Origin of the sequence: Aquimarina intermedia (genome assembly GCF_008124785.1) — a bacterium.
GTDB lineage: Bacteria > Bacteroidota > Bacteroidia > Flavobacteriales > Flavobacteriaceae > Aquimarina > Aquimarina intermedia.
Map to the genome: position 1 here is coordinate 15,446 of NZ_VNHU01000005.1, position 17,206 is coordinate 32,651.

General features: G+C 37.2%; 17 protein-coding genes. 10 read left to right on the forward strand and 7 right to left on the reverse strand.

Translation table 11 applies throughout. The annotated features are described in order from the left end of the window. The 7 genes from BD809_RS08490 to BD809_RS08520 all read left to right on the forward strand — a co-directional run bounded on the left by BD809_RS08490 (position 1) and on the right by BD809_RS08520 (position 7,290). A complete protein-coding gene (locus BD809_RS08490; RefSeq protein WP_148782546.1) occupies positions 1–1,647 on the forward strand; it encodes a pyruvate dehydrogenase complex dihydrolipoamide acetyltransferase in 1,647 nt (548 codons plus the stop codon). Positions 1,648–1,729: 82 nt separating this feature from the next. Then, positions 1,730–2,323 (forward strand): NUDIX domain-containing protein, encoded by a 594-nt coding sequence (locus BD809_RS08495; protein ID WP_148782547.1) that lies wholly within the window; start codon positions 1,730–1,732, stop codon positions 2,321–2,323. A 20-nt stretch (positions 2,324–2,343) separates the two neighbouring features. Then, a complete protein-coding gene (locus BD809_RS08500) occupies positions 2,344–3,315 on the forward strand; it encodes a M28 family peptidase (RefSeq protein ID WP_148782548.1) in 972 nt (323 codons plus the stop codon). A gap of 13 nt (positions 3,316–3,328) precedes the next feature. After that, on the forward strand, positions 3,329–4,009 hold the full coding sequence (locus BD809_RS08505) for an SDR family NAD(P)-dependent oxidoreductase (protein WP_148782549.1): 681 nt from the start codon (positions 3,329–3,331) through the stop codon (positions 4,007–4,009). Between the two features lie 78 nt (positions 4,010–4,087). Continuing rightward, complete coding sequence (locus BD809_RS08510; RefSeq protein ID WP_148782550.1) at positions 4,088–4,684, forward strand: SprT-like domain-containing protein; 597 nt, start codon at positions 4,088–4,090, stop codon at positions 4,682–4,684. A gap of 73 nt (positions 4,685–4,757) precedes the next feature. Further along, positions 4,758–5,834, forward strand: coding sequence for a mannose-1-phosphate guanylyltransferase (locus tag BD809_RS08515; protein ID WP_148782551.1), 1,077 nt, complete (start codon positions 4,758–4,760; stop codon positions 5,832–5,834). 7 nt (positions 5,835–5,841) lie between these two features. Next, positions 5,842–7,290, forward strand: a complete 1,449-nt coding sequence (locus BD809_RS08520; RefSeq protein ID WP_148782552.1) for a DUF389 domain-containing protein — start codon at positions 5,842–5,844, stop codon at positions 7,288–7,290. Positions 7,291–7,338: 48 nt separating this feature from the next. On the opposite strand, the gene BD809_RS08525 is transcribed toward BD809_RS08520, so the two are convergent. Together BD809_RS08525 and BD809_RS08530 are read right to left on the reverse strand one after the other, a co-directional pair. Then, complete coding sequence (locus BD809_RS08525) at positions 7,339–8,103, reverse strand: ABC transporter ATP-binding protein (protein WP_148782553.1); 765 nt, start codon at positions 8,101–8,103, stop codon at positions 7,339–7,341. Beyond that, a complete protein-coding gene (locus tag BD809_RS08530) occupies positions 8,100–8,840 on the reverse strand; it encodes an MlaE family ABC transporter permease (protein WP_148782554.1) in 741 nt (246 codons plus the stop codon). Before BD809_RS08530 ends, BD809_RS08525 begins: the two co-directional genes overlap by 4 nt. Positions 8,841–8,957: 117 nt before the next feature. On the opposite strand from BD809_RS08530, the gene pafA reads away from it, so the two are divergent. Then, positions 8,958–10,595, forward strand: coding sequence for an alkaline phosphatase PafA (gene pafA, locus BD809_RS08535; RefSeq protein WP_148782777.1), 1,638 nt, complete (start codon positions 8,958–8,960; stop codon positions 10,593–10,595). On the opposite strand, the gene BD809_RS08540 is transcribed toward pafA, so the two are convergent. From BD809_RS08540 to BD809_RS08555, 4 genes are all read right to left on the reverse strand, one after another. After that, entirely contained in the window at positions 10,587–11,438 is an 852-nt protein-coding gene (locus BD809_RS08540; protein WP_148782555.1) for a glycosyltransferase, read from the reverse strand. The genes pafA and BD809_RS08540 overlap by 9 nt on opposite strands. 37 nt (positions 11,439–11,475) lie before the next feature. Further along, entirely contained in the window at positions 11,476–12,003 is a 528-nt protein-coding gene (locus tag BD809_RS08545) for a methyltransferase domain-containing protein (RefSeq protein ID WP_148782556.1), read from the reverse strand. A 192-nt stretch (positions 12,004–12,195) separates the two neighbouring features. Beyond that, positions 12,196–12,453, reverse strand: a complete 258-nt coding sequence (locus BD809_RS08550) for a group III truncated hemoglobin (RefSeq protein ID WP_246131481.1) — start codon at positions 12,451–12,453, stop codon at positions 12,196–12,198. 113 nt (positions 12,454–12,566) lie between these two features. Further along, the gene (locus BD809_RS08555; protein WP_148782558.1) at positions 12,567–12,833 is read right to left on the reverse strand and encodes a hypothetical protein; all 267 of its coding nucleotides are present in this window, start codon (positions 12,831–12,833) and stop codon (positions 12,567–12,569) included. Positions 12,834–12,943: 110 nt separating this feature from the next. Between BD809_RS08555 and BD809_RS08560 the strand changes: the two genes are divergently transcribed. Beyond that, positions 12,944–13,315, forward strand: coding sequence for a hypothetical protein (locus tag BD809_RS08560; RefSeq protein WP_148782559.1), 372 nt, complete (start codon positions 12,944–12,946; stop codon positions 13,313–13,315). 85 nt (positions 13,316–13,400) lie between these two features. Here BD809_RS08560 and gcvP read toward each other — a convergent pair whose 3' ends face one another. Then, positions 13,401–16,256 (reverse strand): aminomethyl-transferring glycine dehydrogenase, encoded by a 2,856-nt coding sequence (gene gcvP / locus BD809_RS08565; protein ID WP_148782560.1) that lies wholly within the window; start codon positions 16,254–16,256, stop codon positions 13,401–13,403. 349 nt (positions 16,257–16,605) lie between these two features. Between gcvP and BD809_RS08570 the strand changes: the two genes are divergently transcribed. After that, positions 16,606–17,205 carry a UbiA prenyltransferase family protein gene (locus tag BD809_RS08570; protein ID WP_148782561.1) on the forward strand — a complete coding sequence of 200 codons (600 nt, stop codon included), beginning with the start codon at positions 16,606–16,608 and terminating at the stop codon, positions 17,203–17,205. Position 17,206: the final 1 nt, after the last annotated feature.

Consider the following 17,206-nt stretch of genomic DNA (forward strand, 5'->3'; position numbering starts at 1 on the left):
ATGGCTACAGTAATCAATATGCCGCGTTTGAGCGACACGATGGAAGAAGGCGTTGTTGCAAAGTGGCTTGTTAAAAAAGGCGATAAAGTAAGTGAAGGGGATATCCTTGCAGAAATTGAAACCGATAAGGCTACCATGGAGTTCGAATCCTTTTATGAAGGAACCTTGCTTCATATTGGAATAGAAGAAGGAGAAACAGCTCCGGTTGATCAGCTTTTAGCAATCATTGGTGAGGAAGGTGAGGATATATCCGATCTTCTAAACGGAGGAGCTGCTGAAAAGACTCAAGATAAAGAGGCTGATACGTCGGATGCATCTAAGCCTGAAGAAGCTGAAGCAACTAATACATCCTCTTCAGAAGTTCCTGAAGGAGTTGAAGTAATCACTATGCCAAGGCTTAGTGACACGATGGAAGAAGGAACCGTAGCTACATGGTTAAAAAAAGTAGGTGATAGCGTTGAGGAAGGAGATATCCTTGCAGAAATTGAAACTGACAAAGCTACGATGGAGTTCGAATCATTTTATAATGGTACGTTACTTCATATTGGAATAGGAGAAGGAGAAACAGCTCCGGTAGATGCATTATTAGCAATTATTGGTCCTGAAGGCACAGACATTTCCGGATTAAAAGATGGAAAAGTTACTCCTTCAGCCGCAAAAACTGAGGCGAAATCAAAAGATACAGAAGCAGATAGTGCTGATACACAGAAGCAGGAAGAGACCTCTTCGTCTGAAGAAACTTCAAACGCTTCCGGAGAACGAATCTTTGCCTCTCCGCTAGCCAAAAAAATAGCTGCTGACAAAGGAATTAGTCTTTCTGAAATAAAAGGATCGGGAGATAAAGGTCGTATTGTCAAAAAAGATGTGGAGTCGTATACGCCTTCCAAAAAAGCTGAAGCAGCTCCGCAAAAAACTGAAACTAAGACAGAATCTCCAGCGCCACAGATGTATACACCTGCGGGAGAAGAAGCTTTTGAAGAAGTTAAGAATTCTCAAATGCGTAAAGTAATTGCAAAGCGTCTAGGAGAATCAAAATTTTCAGCACCACATTATTACTTGACTATAGAGGTTAATATGGAGCAAGCTATGCTTTCTCGTAAAAACATTAACCAATTGCCTGATACAAAAGTATCATTTAACGATATGGTGGTTAAAGCATGTGCAATGGCTTTGCGTAAGCATCCACAGGTGAATACACAATGGTCAGATACTGCAATGAAGTACGCAAAGCATATCCATATCGGAGTAGCAGTTGCGGTAGACGAGGGTCTTGTAGTTCCGGTATTGCCTTTTGCAGATCAGATGTCACTAACTCAGATTGGAGGGAACGTTAAGAATTTAGCAGGCAAAGCCAGAAATAAAAAATTGACTCCGCAGGAGATGGAAGGAAGTACGTTTACGGTTTCAAACTTAGGAATGTTTGGAATTCAGGAATTCACCTCCATAATTAATCAACCTAATTCTGCTATTTTGTCTGTTGGGGCGATCGTTGAAAAACCAGTAGTCAAAGAAGGGCAGATTGTAGTAGGTAACACCATGAAGGTAACACTTGCTTGTGATCATAGAACAGTTGATGGCGCTACGGGAGCACAATTTCTACAAACGTTGAGACAATATCTTGAAAATCCGGTAACGATGTTGGCATAACCAACCGAACAAGAGTTTAAATTTAGGATACAATTAATATCAATCCCGCTTTATCCAAAGCGGGATTTTTTTATATTTAATTATGGCGAAATCACAGATTAAAAACGAACAAAGTCGGATCTTATCAGATAAGAAGTATACATTACGTGAATATACCTTTGATTTTTTGCCTGCCAACCAAACTAAATGGGAAACACATACTCGGGAAGTCTTTGATAGAGGACATGCCGCTGCTGTACTGCTCTATAATAGCGCCAAAAATACTGTCGTTCTAACTGAACAATTTAGATACCCGGTATATTTAGTTAATAAACAAGATACCAGTATTGAAGTTTGTGCGGGATTATTAGATGGAGACAGCCCTGAAGCATGTGCCATTCGGGAAGCTTATGAAGAGACTGGATATAAAGTGAGTAACTTAGAAGCTATGGGAGCAGTATTTACATCTCCGGGAGTACTGACCGAAAAAATTCATCTTTTTCTTGCAGCATATGATGAAACCATGAGCGTTGGATCTGGCGGAGGGTTAGAAGAGGAACAAGAGCATATCAATGTGTTAGAGCTCTCAGTGGATCGCGCTATGAAAATGGTGGAGTCCGGTGAGATATGTGATGCCAAAACCGTACTTTTACTACAAGCGGTTCAACGTAAGAATACACAGAAGGGAATCTTATAAAAATCTAATCACATTAACACATGGCTATAAAATTTTTTAAAAGGACTCTCGGGTTTTATGTTTTATTATTTGTTTTAACTCCAGGATATGGACAGCAATCTGAGAAAAAATCGGATGTCCTGAATTTAAAGGAAATCAAAACAACCCTCGCGCAAGATGTTTCGTTTCTGGCGAGCGACTCTTTGAACGGAAGAGCTTTAGGCACTGTAGGCTATGACCTGGCGACTGACTATGTAATTAAACAATTTGAAACGTATGGTATTCAACCTTTTTTTAAAACATATAACGATTCCTTTTTGGTTAATGATATTAAGACTAAAAATATTGTAGGTGTTGTAAAAGGAAATGACTCGTTGCTCTCAAAAGAATATATTGTATTAGGGGCGCATTTAGATCATATCGGCACTGCAAAGGTTATAGGAGGTGATAGTATTGCCAACGGGGCAAATGATAATGCGACAGGAGTTAGCGTAGTTTTGGCGCTTGCGAAACATTTTGCTACGATGAAATCAATAAAGCGTAGCCTGATTTTTGTGTTATTTGGTGCGGAAGAAAGTGGATTAGTAGGGTCTAAACATTTGGCGAATAAACTTAAGGAACTCAATACTCCCATTTATACTATGCTAAATTTTGAGATGGTTGGGATGCCTATGGATGGGAAGAAGTATGTAGCATATCTCACGGGTTATTCCAAATCAAATATGGCAGAAAAACTTAATGATTACGGTGATAAAGAGTGGATTGGATTTTTGCCAAAAGCTAAACAGTACCAGCTTTTCAAGCGTAGTGATAACTACTCATTTTACAAAGAATTAGAGGTACCTAGTCATACGCTCTCCACTTTTGATTTTTCAAATTATGACTTTTATCATCATGTTGATGATGAGGCTGATAAAATGAACTACGATTTTATGAGCGATTTGGTTGAGCTAATAATTCCGGCGGTTACGGCAATGGCTAATACTACAGAAAATGAGATTCTATTAAATTAGTTAAAAAAATTACATGAAGAATATAATAATCACAGGAACCAGCAGAGGTATTGGCTTTGAACTGGCAAAATTATTTGCTGATCAAGGACATAATGTTTTAGCTCTTTCCAGAAACAAGCAGCCAATTGCTGCGTTGAAGCATGAGAAAATTCATGCCTTTTCTTTTGATTTAGAAAATGGGAAAGACTTGGATACAGTTGCTGATTTTGTAAAGTCTCAATGGCAACAAGTAGATATTTTAATTCATAACGCGGGGCTTTTAATTAACAAACCTTTCTCTCAGCTTACGACCAAGGATTTTGAGAAGGTGTATCAAGTAAACGTCTTTGGTGTGGCAGAACTAACGCGTCGTATATTACCGTATTTGGTAAAAGGGAGTCATGTTATTGCTATTAGCAGTATGGGGGGCATTCAAGGAAGTCTCAAGTTTCCGGGATTAGCCGCCTATAGTTCAAGTAAAGGTGCAGTACTAACGTTAATCGAATTGTTGGCCGAAGAATATAAAGAAACGGGTATCGCATTTAATGCATTAGCGCTGGGAGCAGTACAGACAGAAATGCTTGAAGAAGCTTTTCCTGGCTATGAAGCTCCGTTGACAGCACTCGAAATGGCTAGATATATCAAGGATTTTGCAGAAACCGGACAAAAGTTCTATCAAGGTAAGGTGCTACAGGTGTCAAGTAGTACACCCTAAACATTTCGTCTCAATCGAAATAGATAATTTAAAACAAGATTTTTCTTTACTTATAGCGCTATTTTGTATTTTGTGCGAGTGAAAGAGATTTTGACTAAATACATACCGGAACGGGCTGTCGATCCTGCGTTTGACTTAATTGTTCAAAACAACGTATATCTTAAAATTGTAAATGAACGTGTCACACGCCACGGAGATTATCGCAGGTTAGCAGATGGGAGCCATCAAATTACTGTAAACGCGTCGCTTAATAAATATCGTTTTTTAATCACATTGATTCACGAGATAGCGCATTTATTAGCCTTTGAGCACTATGGTAAAATCATTAAACCGCATGGCTTAGAATGGAAAAGGACGTTTCGAAGGTTAATGCTTCCTTTTATCAATCCTCAGATTTTTCCCGCTTCCTTACTTCCGGCAATTGCACATCATTTTAAAAACCCAAAGGCAAGTAGTGATACCGATGCACACCTATCGCTTCTTCTTAAACAATTTGATCCCGCAAATGATAAAAACTATATCTTTGAACTTCCTTTTGGTAGTACCTTTAGATTATATAACGGGAAATTATTCCGTAAAGGAAACAAAAAAATAAAACGGTATGAATGCGTAGAAATTAAAACGGGTAGAGTCTATCTTTTTAATCCTAATGCAGAAGTTGAAATAATACATTGAGATATAATTAGCCAGTATCAACATAGTTGATTTTTTGCGCTTATATCGAACGATGTAAAAGAAACATATACAGATGAAAAAGAATTATTATGCCATTTTAATGGCAGGCGGAGTTGGATCACGTTTTTGGCCGGTAAGCACAACTAAATTCCCGAAACAATTTCACGATATGCTAGGGACCGGCGAATCTTTAATTCAACATACATTTAACAGATTAACTAAAAGTATACCAGAAGAAAACATATTTATTCTAACTAATGCTTGCTACAGTGATTTGGTTCAGGAACATTTACCACAAATAAGCAAAGATCAAATTATTGGAGAGCCCGCGATGCGGAATACAGCACCTTGTATATTATATGCATCTTTAAAAATCCAAAAACTAGATCCTGATGCGGTAATGATTGTTGCTCCCAGTGATCATTGGATAGAAGATGAGATAGCTTTTGCAAAGGATGTTCAAAAGAGCTTTGAAACATGCGAACAACATGATAGGTTAATCACTTTAGGGATAAAACCAACGTTTCCCAACACGGGCTATGGCTATATTCAGTATAAAAAAGATGAGAATACTATTAAAGAAGTTTCAAAATTTACAGAGAAACCGAACTATGAAACTGCCAAACAGTTTCTGGCAGAAGGAAATTATTTATGGAATGCAGGTATATTTGTTTGGAGTGTATCGAGTATTCTTAAAGCCTTTGAAAACTATCAAAAACAAATGACAGCTTTGTTTGTTAAAGGGTTGCCAGAGTTCAATACAGGTGCAGAAGAAGGTTTTATCAAAGATAATTATCCATTAGCTGAAAATATATCAATAGATTATGCTATTTTAGAACAAGCTGATAATGTCTATGTGCTACCTGCTAGTTTTGATTGGAATGATTTGGGGACCTGGGGTTCTTTATATAATGAACTGGATAAAACTGATGCGGAAAACGCAATTGTTAATGCGAAACTTTTAGCTCAAAATGCTAAGGGCAATATGATTCGCACTAGCAGCGAGAAGGTGGTGGTTGTCGATGGTTTGGATGATTATATTATCATCGATAATGAGGAGGTACTTTTAATTTATCCAAAAACTAAAGAACAACAAATCAAAGAAGTGTTGGCGGCGGTAAAAACAAAATTTGGAGAACATTACGGCTAATTAGATTATGCAAGAAAATTCAAACTCAGAATCTCCTATTGATGCAGAGGAGGTAAAGGAAACGATAAAAAAAGAGGCTAAAGGTCTTTTTGAGAGTGTCAGTGCATTTTTGAGTGATTTACTGGATATACGGTCAGATACAGATCGAGATCAGACTGTCGCTGATGTAAAGAATGACATTCCATTTCAAGGTCATAATGCATGGATCCTGGTCTTCTCTATTTTTGTTGCATCTATAGGGCTCAACGTTAGTTCTACAGCTGTGGTTATCGGAGCGATGCTTATATCACCTCTTATGGGACCAATTGTTGGAGTAGGATTGTCCATCGCAATTAACGATATTGATACGCTTAGACGATCGCTTATCAACCTTGGTGTGATGGTAGGCTTGAGTGTTCTGACTGCTACCTTGTATTTTTCACTATCCCCTTTGACAGAGTTAACACCAGAGTTGGAAGCAAGAACAGCACCCACCATATTGGATGTTTTTGTAGCGATTTTTGGAGGTTTGGCCTTAATAGTTGCCAAGTCCAAAAAAGGAACAATGCCAAATGCGATTGCCGGAGTAGCGATTGCTACTGCACTTATGCCACCTCTATGTACCGTAGGGTATGGTATAGCAGAGTGGAACTTTATTTATGCAGGGGGTGCTTTATACCTTTTTACTATTAATGCGATTTTTATTGCGCTATCGACGTTTATAACAGCTAAGCTATTGCGTTTTCCAATGATCAGATATGCAAACTCTGCAAAGCGGAAGCGTACTGCGCAATTAGCATCTTTTATAGCATTATTGGCTATGATTCCTGCAATTTTTACTTTTGTTAAAGTACTGGGAGAAAGCAATAGTGAGCGTGATTACCGCAACTTTTTAGAGAGTGAAATTTCAGGTAACGAAAATCTATACCTGCGTAAAGATTTCTATAATTATAATGAGGGAACCATTAAGCTGTTTTTTGATGGTGAAATAGATAAAGCTGTTGTTAGCGATCTTAGAAACGAAATCAAGAAGTATGATCATATAAAAGATTTCGAGTTAACCATTAACGGAAATAAGTCAAGAGGATTGGAACAAGTGTCAAAAGCCTACGATCGATCGATCGTTGAACTCGGAAGACTCGAGAATGCTAATGATCGATTAACTGCGCAAAATGAAGATCTTAAAAACCGAATTGCGGCGTTGGAATTACAGTTGCGTGATGCAAATAAAGTAGAGCCTGTTGAAGTATTACCCTATAATTCTATTGCAAAAGATGCTAAAATTAGATTTCCGGATCTTTCAGCCCTGGGCTACGGTTTAGTGTTACAGTCTAATTTTCTGAGGGTGGATACGGTTCCGATGCTATTTCCTATTTGGAAATCTCAACTATCCGATAGTCTTCATGAATTGCGACAAACTGATCTAAGAAAATGGTCTACACGTCAAATAGGAGTAGATACGCTGATAGTGAAATAAGCACGTTTCGTTATAATTGTGTAATTGTAAGGATTAATATAGGATGGCTTAAAAACCTTGCAACTGTGCTTTTCGTACTTTTTTAAATAAGTTAGACGAGTAAACAAAATTAGTTACAGCCTCATTATCGGTTTTGAAAATTTGTGTTTTGTCACCTTCCCATTCTAAGAATCCCTTCTTCAAAAAAATGATCTTTTCACCAATTTCCATCACAGAATTCATGTCATGAGTGTTGATTACTGTGGTGATATCATTTTCAACTGTAATTTCTTGAATTAAGTTATCAATAACCATCGCTGTATTAGGGTCTAAACCGGAATTCGGTTCATCACAAAAAAGATATTTAGGTCTGGTTACAATTGCACGGGCGATTGCAACACGTTTTTGCATACCTCCACTAATTTCTGAAGGAAGTTTTTTATTAGCATTTTCAAGATTAACCCGATCGATTACTTCATTTGCACGATCCATCATTTCAGATTTTTTCTGTCGGGTAAACATTTTAAGTGGAAACATGATATTCTCCTCAACAGTCATAGAGTCAAACAAGGCACTGCCTTGAAAAACCATCCCCATTCGTTGACGTAATCGTCTCTTTTCTTCTTCATCTAATTCAGAATAATTTTCACCATCATATGATATCGTGCCTTTTTCTGGTGTAAATAACCCTAGTAAACATTTTAAAAAAACCGTTTTCCCACTACCACTGGTTCCAATTATTAGATTTGTTTTTCCACGGTGAAATGTAGTAGTTATACCTTTCAATATTTCTTCGCCATGAAAAGCTTTATGTATATCGTTAACTTCTATCATGCGCTTAGTAATAATTGTGTTAGTATATAGTTTGAAATTACAATCACAACAGTCGTCCAAACAAAAGCAGCGGTACTGGCTTTTCCAACTTCGAGTGCTCCACCTTTCATGTAATACCCGTGAAATGACGGGATCGTCGCTAGTAGAAATGCGAACAAAAATGTCTTAATAAAAGCGTAGACCAAATGAAAGGGAACAAATTCGTCCTGTAATCCGGTAATAAATTCACTGCTAGAAACAAAACCTCCATAAACTCCGGCGATGTAACCTCCAAAAATTCCCACAAACATAGCGATTGCGATGACAAAGGGATACATCAACATGGCGATAATTTTAGGGAAAACTAAGTAATTTAAAGAATTGATCCCCATAACCTCTAAGGCATCAATTTGTTCTGTAACCCGCATCGTTCCAATACTAGAAGTAATAAAGGAACCTACTTTACCCGCCATGATGACCGAAATAAACGTTGGAGCAAATTCTAAAATTACGGATTGGCGAGAGGCAAATGCGATTAATTGTTTCGGAATCAAGGGGTTGGTAAGGTTTAATGCAGTTTGTATAGCTACAACAGCCCCGATAAAAAAAGCAAGAAATACGGTGATCCCTATAGACCCGATAATAAGGTCATCAATTTCCTTAAAAATTAATGTACGCAAGACAGAACCTTTGGTCATACGACTAAAGACTCCCTTAATCATTAAAAAATAACGTCCAATATCGTCTAGGTAAAACATGTATTTTTGATTAGAACGGCTAAAATAGAAAAAAAATATCCGACAGCATTTAACCTTATACTAAAGTTTAGTTTTATATAAATGCTACTTTTGCATATTCAAATACAAATTAAAGGAATGTTGAGAATAGCTTTTTTAATACTAACGGTAGGATTTATTTTTAAGGGACATACACAGGCAGTACTATCAAAGAACGATCGTCCAAAGCTGGTGGTAGGAATTGTGGTTGATCAGATGCGCTATGATTACTTAACACGATTTGATACTTCCTTTGGATCCGGAGGCTTTAAGCGAATTAGTAAGGAAGGTTTCCAATACAAGAATGCGCATTTCAACTATATCCCCACCTATACAGGACCAGGACATGCATCCGTATATACAGGTACAACTCCTTTTAACCATGGTATAATAGCGAATAATTGGTATGATAAAACTGCTAAAACAAAGGTATATTGTGTCGAAGATACGCTGGTGAATGCGGTTGGGTCTACCAGTAAATTTGATAAGATGTCACCCAGACGCATGAAAACAACCAGTTTTGCAGATCAAAATCGTATGCATACACAAATGCGCGGAAAGACCATAGGGATTTCTCTAAAAGACCGCGGAGCCATTTTACCGGCGGGGCATACGGCAAATGCTGCCTATTGGTTTAGAGGCCGTGACGAAGGGCAATGGATCACAAGCTCTTATTATATGGATATACTACCCCAATGGGTGCAAAAATTTAATGCTTCGGGAACGATAAAATCCTATTTGAAAACGTGGGACACTATGGTTGATAGCGAACAATATAGCGCTAGTGGAATTGATGAAAATATGTATGAGGCAGGATTTAAGGGGAAAGAAAAGGCAGTTTTTCCTTATGAATTAGCAGCTCTGGCTGAAGAAAACGGCGGTTTTGATATTTTAAAAGCTACTCCCTACGGCAATAGTTTAACTACAGATTTTGCCATTGCCGCGCTAGAGGGTGAAGGATTAGGATTAGACAACGATACAGATGTACTAGCGGTAAGTTTTTCTAGTACGGATTATATTGGACATAATTTTGGAGTAAATTCTAAAGAAGTTCAAGATGCCTATGTACGTTTGGACAAAGATCTGGAGCGCCTGCTGATTGCACTTGATAAGAAAGTCGGAGTAGGAAATTATACAGTGTTTTTGACAGCAGATCATGGAGCAGTAAATGTGCCTGCCTATTTAAATGCCTTAAAAATACCGGCAGGATATTTTGATTTAATGCAATTTTCTGAACAGCTTAATGCACAATTGACTGAAAAATATGGAGTTCAAGGATTGGTTGAAAGCGTTTCTAATGGTCAGATATTCTTCAACTATGCACTGGTTAAGGAAAAAGAGTTGAATCACTCCCATTTACAGAAATATACAGCAGAGTATATCCTTGCATATCCAAAAGTCGATAAAGCATATACTCGCAACCAAATGTTGGGAAGTACTTATCAATTCGGAGTTCCGGCATTATTACAAAAAGGGTTTAATCAAAAACGTAGTGGAGATGTTTTATTCGTATTGGATCCGGCTACAATCACCTATTCAAAAAAAGGATCAACGCACGGCAGTGGCTCAAGTTATGATACACATGCTCCGTTGTTGTTTTTTGGAAAAGGGATACAAAAAGGGAGTAGTGTCGAGAAAGTATTTATAACCGATATCGCGCCTACTATCTCTAGTTTGTTAAGGATTGAGTTTCCTAACGGAACTACTGGAACTGTTTTGAAAGAGGTTTTAAAATAATTTACCAAAAATTTTCTTCCAACGTAGTTTTCTAATAAATCTGCCTTGCTCAGCTGTGACTAAATAGGGAGTTCGATTTTTTACCGCTTTAAAGTACCCTTGTAGATAATCAAAAAAGAGTTTAGGTTGTTTTTTTAAGACACTTAATTTGATTGAAGCGATTAGGGTTAACCAAAAGCCATAACGTATTTGATAAAATGCTTGCCCTTGTTTAAGTTTTGAAGATGTGTGGTATGTCTGGCCTGTAGGTTTTAAATGTTTAACCTTTAAAGACGCATCGGTTTTGATTGACCAACCATAGAATTGAGTCAGTAGTTCATCGATAGTATCCCAACCCATAGCAGGCATAAGTCCATTAATATCTTTAAAACATTCTTTGCGGTATGCTTTTAAAGCGCCACGAATATGATCTTTGTTAGTGAGGTTTTCTAACTCCCATTGTTTATTTTTTGAAATATAACAAAAGCCTCCGGCCATACCGATATTATGATCAGCGTTAAAATGCGAAGCAATAGTCTCTAAGTAATCAGATGGAAAAATTAGGTCCGCATCAAATTTACATAGAATATCATAGTCCATGTCCAGTACTTTTAAGCCAGCATTAAAAGCATTTATAACTTTACTACCTGGTAGGTGTTGCTCTTTAGATCGTATGTGCACAATTGTAATGAATGGATATCGATCGACGTATGTTTTTAAAATCTTATTAGTGTTATCCGAGCTATTATCATCCACTACCACAATTTTATGGGGTAACAGAGACTGATTCACTAAGGAATCAAGTGTCTTTGAGATAAATTTTTCCTCATTATGAGCAGGTATGACAATATAGATCTTTGACATAAAAAGAGTGTCTGAATAAGCTTACAATTGATGTTAATTATACTTTTCGCCTTTCAGCATACACGATATAATAACGCGGAGTAAAAAGTCTTAAGAAAGGACGAAATCCTATCTTATTAACAGGATGTGTCCATGAATCTTTAGCGATAATCGTCCATCCGGCTTTTTCCAGGAGCCAATCAAATTGCCAATCCTCAAATTCATGAAAATGTCTGTCCCAGGGATCTGTTTTACTTTGATACGCCTTTGAAAACCACAAACGCAAGGGAACTGAAGCTACAAGCTTATCTGCTTTGATATCAGTAAGCACTGTAAATGGAGAAAGTAGATGTTCAAATATTTCAAAAGCAGTAACAACGCTTGCCGTACTTTCTTTTAATTTTGAAGTGTCACAGTCCAAGTCTTCTCCGGTCGTATTTTGAACCTCATAACCTTCCTTTTTCATAATGTCAGAAAAAGGGTTTTCAACCCCCAAGTCTAATACAGTAGTAGGCGCAGGAACATGTTTACGAAGAAAACTCAGCGTTTTCTCAAATCTTTTATGCGGAAAAGTACCTTCGTACATAAGATGCGTTTGGTTAAAAAATCAACGATGTCGAAATATAGAATTTATAATTTATTTTTCATCGTAATTAATTAAAAAAGGAGGATTTTAGCGATAATGCCAATGCACAGCAAATCAAAAGTACTGCCTCTTTGTTACGGCTAATGTTTCTTCCGATAAAAGTTGTTATAACAAAATAATGCCCTTTAAAAATCAATTTTTTCCTAGCTTAATTTGAAGCACCGTAGCAACAGATATAGCATTCGTTTTAATGCATTGGGCATTTATTCCTTCGAACAGTTCATCTACAGTTTTATTAAAAAGAGTTAGCCATATTTCGAAATGGTGTTTTTTTAATTGATGTCTTGAGTTGAGGTCTTGATGAATTTTTACCACATTATTACGGTATGTACCTTTTCTGAATAAGTTCATTTCCCAAAAATCAATAATAATCGGTAAGTGTTTTTTCATACTGAGTTGAGCGATGTCTGTAAAAATATAACCTATCTGACAATCATACAGCACCTTTGAATAAAATGAATTCATTAAACATTCTAAGTCATCTCTACAGATTATATCATTTTTCATTTTTTTTGTTTGGCAATTAATAACTCTCTTAGCTCCTGTTGTTTTTCCTTCTCTATAACTTTTTGATGAGCAAAAGCAAAGATAGCATTTTCGATTACCTCATTCTCTCGTTCACCTGAAAGGATGTAAGAAATAGTGGCTTTAGAGTAGGGCCTTCCTTGTGAGGTTGAGATGTTGCTCTTTTTTAAGTACTCTTGAATTTTTTTGATGTGTTTGCTTCCTAAACTATTAATAATAGCCGAGCGTTCTTCTTGCGTTATCATGATAGTTGGCTAATGTTAAAATGATGAGTATCTTTGTGAACGAAATGTTGAAGTTTCGCTATACAATAATATATAAAATATTGTACATTAACAAGTTTTAAGCTACTATTTTGGATAAAAAAGATAATATTTTAGATAGAGTGATTATTTTTGCAGAGTATTTGGGATATAGCTTACGTAGCTTTAGCTTGTCAATTGAAGCTAGCCCGGGATACTTACATCGGCTGCAGTCTTCGAATAGTAACATAGGTGGAGATTTTATAGAAAGAATTATAGCTACCTACGAACAGTTGAACCCTCTATGGCTACTCACAGGCAAAGGAGATATGTTACTTGAGACTCATGCTATCGGAGTTAATGAGTCAGAGGCGCTGTATGGAAAGCGAGACTTTTTAAAAGAAGCACTATTGGTGTATCTTGATGATGAGGATATTAAAAATAAAATCAAAGATATAGTTACTGCTCAGCAGATTGAAGAGTAGCTAGTGGTATAAAAAGGAGTACATAAACAAAGCGGGATCTTTTTAAAGATCCCGCTTTGTTTATGTACGTAGAGTTCGTTAGTTTTTAAGCTTCTTCCATATAAGCTTCAATGGGCTCACAGGTACATATTAGATTTCTGTCTCCATAGGCATCATCTACACGACGTACAGAAGGCCAAAATTTATTTTCAGCTATATACGATAGTGGATAGGCGGCTTCAGTTCTTGAATATGGAAAATCCCAAGTATCAGCTGTTACCATGGCCAATGTATGCGGAGCATTTTTTAGCATATTATTGGTGTTATCCTTGGTTGCTTCGCTAATTTCCTTTCTGATAGAGATTAAAGCATCACAAAAACGATCTAACTCTGCCTTGCCTTCGCTTTCAGTAGGTTCAATCATAACTGTACCGGCTACCGGAAAGGAGACTGTAGGGGCATGAAACCCATAATCCATCAAACGCTTGGCGATATCTGTTACCTCAATTCCATTTGCTTTAAAAGGGCGACAATCTACAATCATCTCGTGAGCAGCTCTACCGCGTTCTCCAGAATACAACGTGCTATAATGACCGTTCAGTCGTTCTTTAATATAGTTGGCATTGAGAATTGCATATTCTGTAGCATTCTTTAGACCATCTGCACCTAACATGGTAATATATCCGTAAGAGATTATGCAGGCCAATGAGGATCCCCATGGTGCAGCAGATATGGCTGTAATAGCATGATCGCCACCTGTACTAATTACCGGATTACCGGGTAAGAAAGGAACAAGTTGCTCTGCTACACATATCGGACCTACACCCGGTCCGCCGCCACCATGTGGAATGGCAAATGTTTTATGTAAGTTAAGGTGACAAACGTCAGCCCCAATAGCGCCTGGGTTTGTTAAACCAACCTGAGCATTCATATTAGCGCCATCCATATATACCTGTCCGCCCTTGTCATGTATTATAGATGTTATTTCTCTAATTGCCGATTCATACACACCATGAGTGGATGGATAGGTAACCATCAAGGCAGCTAAATTATCCTTATGCTTTTCGGCTTTTTCGCGTAAATCATCAACATCAATATTTCCTTCGTCAGTAGCTTTGGTTACCACAACCTTCATTCCTGCCATTACCGCAGATGCTGGATTGGTTCCGTGTGCTGATGAGGGAATTAAACAAATATTACGGTGATGATCATTACGTGATTCATGATACGCTCTAATAACCATAAGTCCTGCAAACTCTCCTTGTGCGCCTGAATTGGGTTGTAAGGATGTCCCGGCAAAACCGGTGATTTCTGTAAGTTGATCTTCTAATTTAGATAATAGTTCTTGATATCCTTGCGCTTGTTCAATAGGAACAAAGGGATGGATATTCCCCCACTGCGGATCACTTAATGGTAGCATTTCGGCTGCAGCATTCAGTTTCATCGTACATGAGCCTAGAGCAATCATAGAGTGATTCAAAGAAAGATCTTTGCGTTCTAATTTCTTGATATAACGCATCAATTCAGTTTCAGAATGATAGCTGTTGAAAACTTCGTTAGTCAGAAAATCTGTAGTCCTAGCTAAATTTTGAGAAATACTGGTTTCTTCTTTAGAAATATCACGAATAACAACTGCTTCTTTGCCTGAAGCTTCTGAAAAAATTGAAATAATAGTATTTAAATCTTTTACAGTTGTCGCCTCATTTAGAGCAATCGATACAGTAGTTGCATCAGGGTAAAAGAAGTTAACTTGCTTTGCTTCGGCCAACGTTTTTATTTTATCGGCATCTGCTGTAATGCGTATAGTGTCAAAGAAATTTTCGTTCAATTGAGTGAAACCAAGTTTTGAAAGGGTTTTACTCAATATCGTGGCAGAGGTATGAACTTTGTTTGCAATATATTTAAGTCCGTTTGGGCCATGATATACCGCGTACATACCAGCCATAACGGCTAATAATACCTGTGCTGTACAGATATTAGAGGTAGCTTTATCTCTTTTGATATGTTGTTCTCTTGTTTGTAATGCCATTCGTAACGCTCGATCACCATTCGTATCCTGTGTCACACCGATAATACGACCAGGAATATTACGCTTGTATTCTTCTCGCGTTGCAAAATAGGCTGCGTGTGGCCCTCCATATCCTAATGGTATCCCAAAACGTTGAGTAGTACCAACTACTACATCTGCTCCAAAACTACCCGGAGATTTTAAGGTTACTAGACTTAAAATATCTGCAGCTACTGCAATTTTAATATCTGCAGCATGCGCATTTTCTACAAATGCGGCATAGTCAAATACCTCACCGGATTTACCCGGATATTGTAGTAGTGCACCATAAAATTCTGATGAAAACTCAAAAGTTTCATGATTGCCTATCACCAATTCTATGGCTAATGGTATAGCTCTGGTTTTTAATAGTGACAACGTTTGTGGAAGAATCTCTTCGGAAACAAAAAATTTGTTACACTCACTTTTCTTCTGATCACGTGTTCTGCCGGCATATAACATTGTCATTGCTTCTGCTGCAGCCGTACTTTCGTCTAATAAAGAAGCATTAGCCAACTCCATGCCTGTCAAATCACAGATCATCGTTTGGTAATTTAATAAAGCTTCCAGTCTTCCTTGCGCGATCTCTGCCTGATACGGAGTATACGCTGTGTACCATCCCGGGTTCTCAAGAATATTACGTTGAATTACTGCAGGGAGACTTGCTTCATGATAACCAAGACCGATATAGGTTTTGAAAACACTATTCTTGGCAGCTAATTCTAATAAATGAGCTGCATATTCTTGCTCACTCATTGCTTCATCAAGCTGAAGTGGGTTTTTCAATAGAATATCGTCAGGAACTGTTTCATAAATTAGCTGATCCATAGATTCAGCTTTTACAGTGTGTAACATGTCTTGTAAATCCTTCTCAGAAGGGCCTATATGGCGAAGTTTGAAAGAATCAGTTTTCATATGCTAAAAACGTTGTGTTTGAGTCGGCAAAAGTACGTATTTAATTAAGAAAATTCAGTCCCTTTTTTATACAAGGATTGTAAGTTTTCAACCAATTATGTGGGTTATTAACAGAGAAAGTTAAATTTGCAATGTGAAGCAGTTTCAAATCTTTTTTAAATTTTATATCAATAGCAGTATTCATGTGGCTATAGCTATTTGTTCATTGGTAATTTTAACACAATTTAAATTTGGCTTGCAGTTCAGGTCCGAGCTGTTGATTTTTATGTTTTCGGGTTCTATTGTAGGATATAATATTGTTAAGTATACTAGTGTTTCTAATTTGTATCATCGCCGTTTAACAAAATCGATGAAAGCGATACAGTGGTTTACAGTACTGTCTGCGCTGTTTTTCTTAGGAAGTATATTGTATTTTGAGATAGGAACCTTACTTTACATGATTCCGGTAGTAATTTTAACTGCACTTTATGCACTGCCTATATTTCCCAGAGGCAAAAGCTTGCGAAATGTGGCTAGAATCAAAATTTATATCATAGGATTGGTATGGGCTATAGCCACCGTCGTGGTTCCTTCGGCAGTTGCAGAAGCTGATTTTACTTTGGCGTTATGGGTAGAAACGTTGCAACGTTTTTTATTTATTGTTGTGGTAATGTTGCCTTTTGAGATTAGAGACCTTCAATATGATGACACTTCCTTACAAACTATTCCGCAGCTGATAGGTATAACAAATACCAAGATTTTTGGTAGTGCGTTAATGATTATATTTTTGTTGTTGACATTATTAAAGTCACAAATTGAGCTACATGAAATTTATAGTACATTGTTGATTACTATACTTATTTTGCTCTTTTTATGGAATGCAAAAAAAAGACAATCTGAATATTATTGTTCTTTTTGGGTGGAGAGTGTTCCGCTCTTTTGGTTAGTTATTTATATCGCTTTGCTATAAG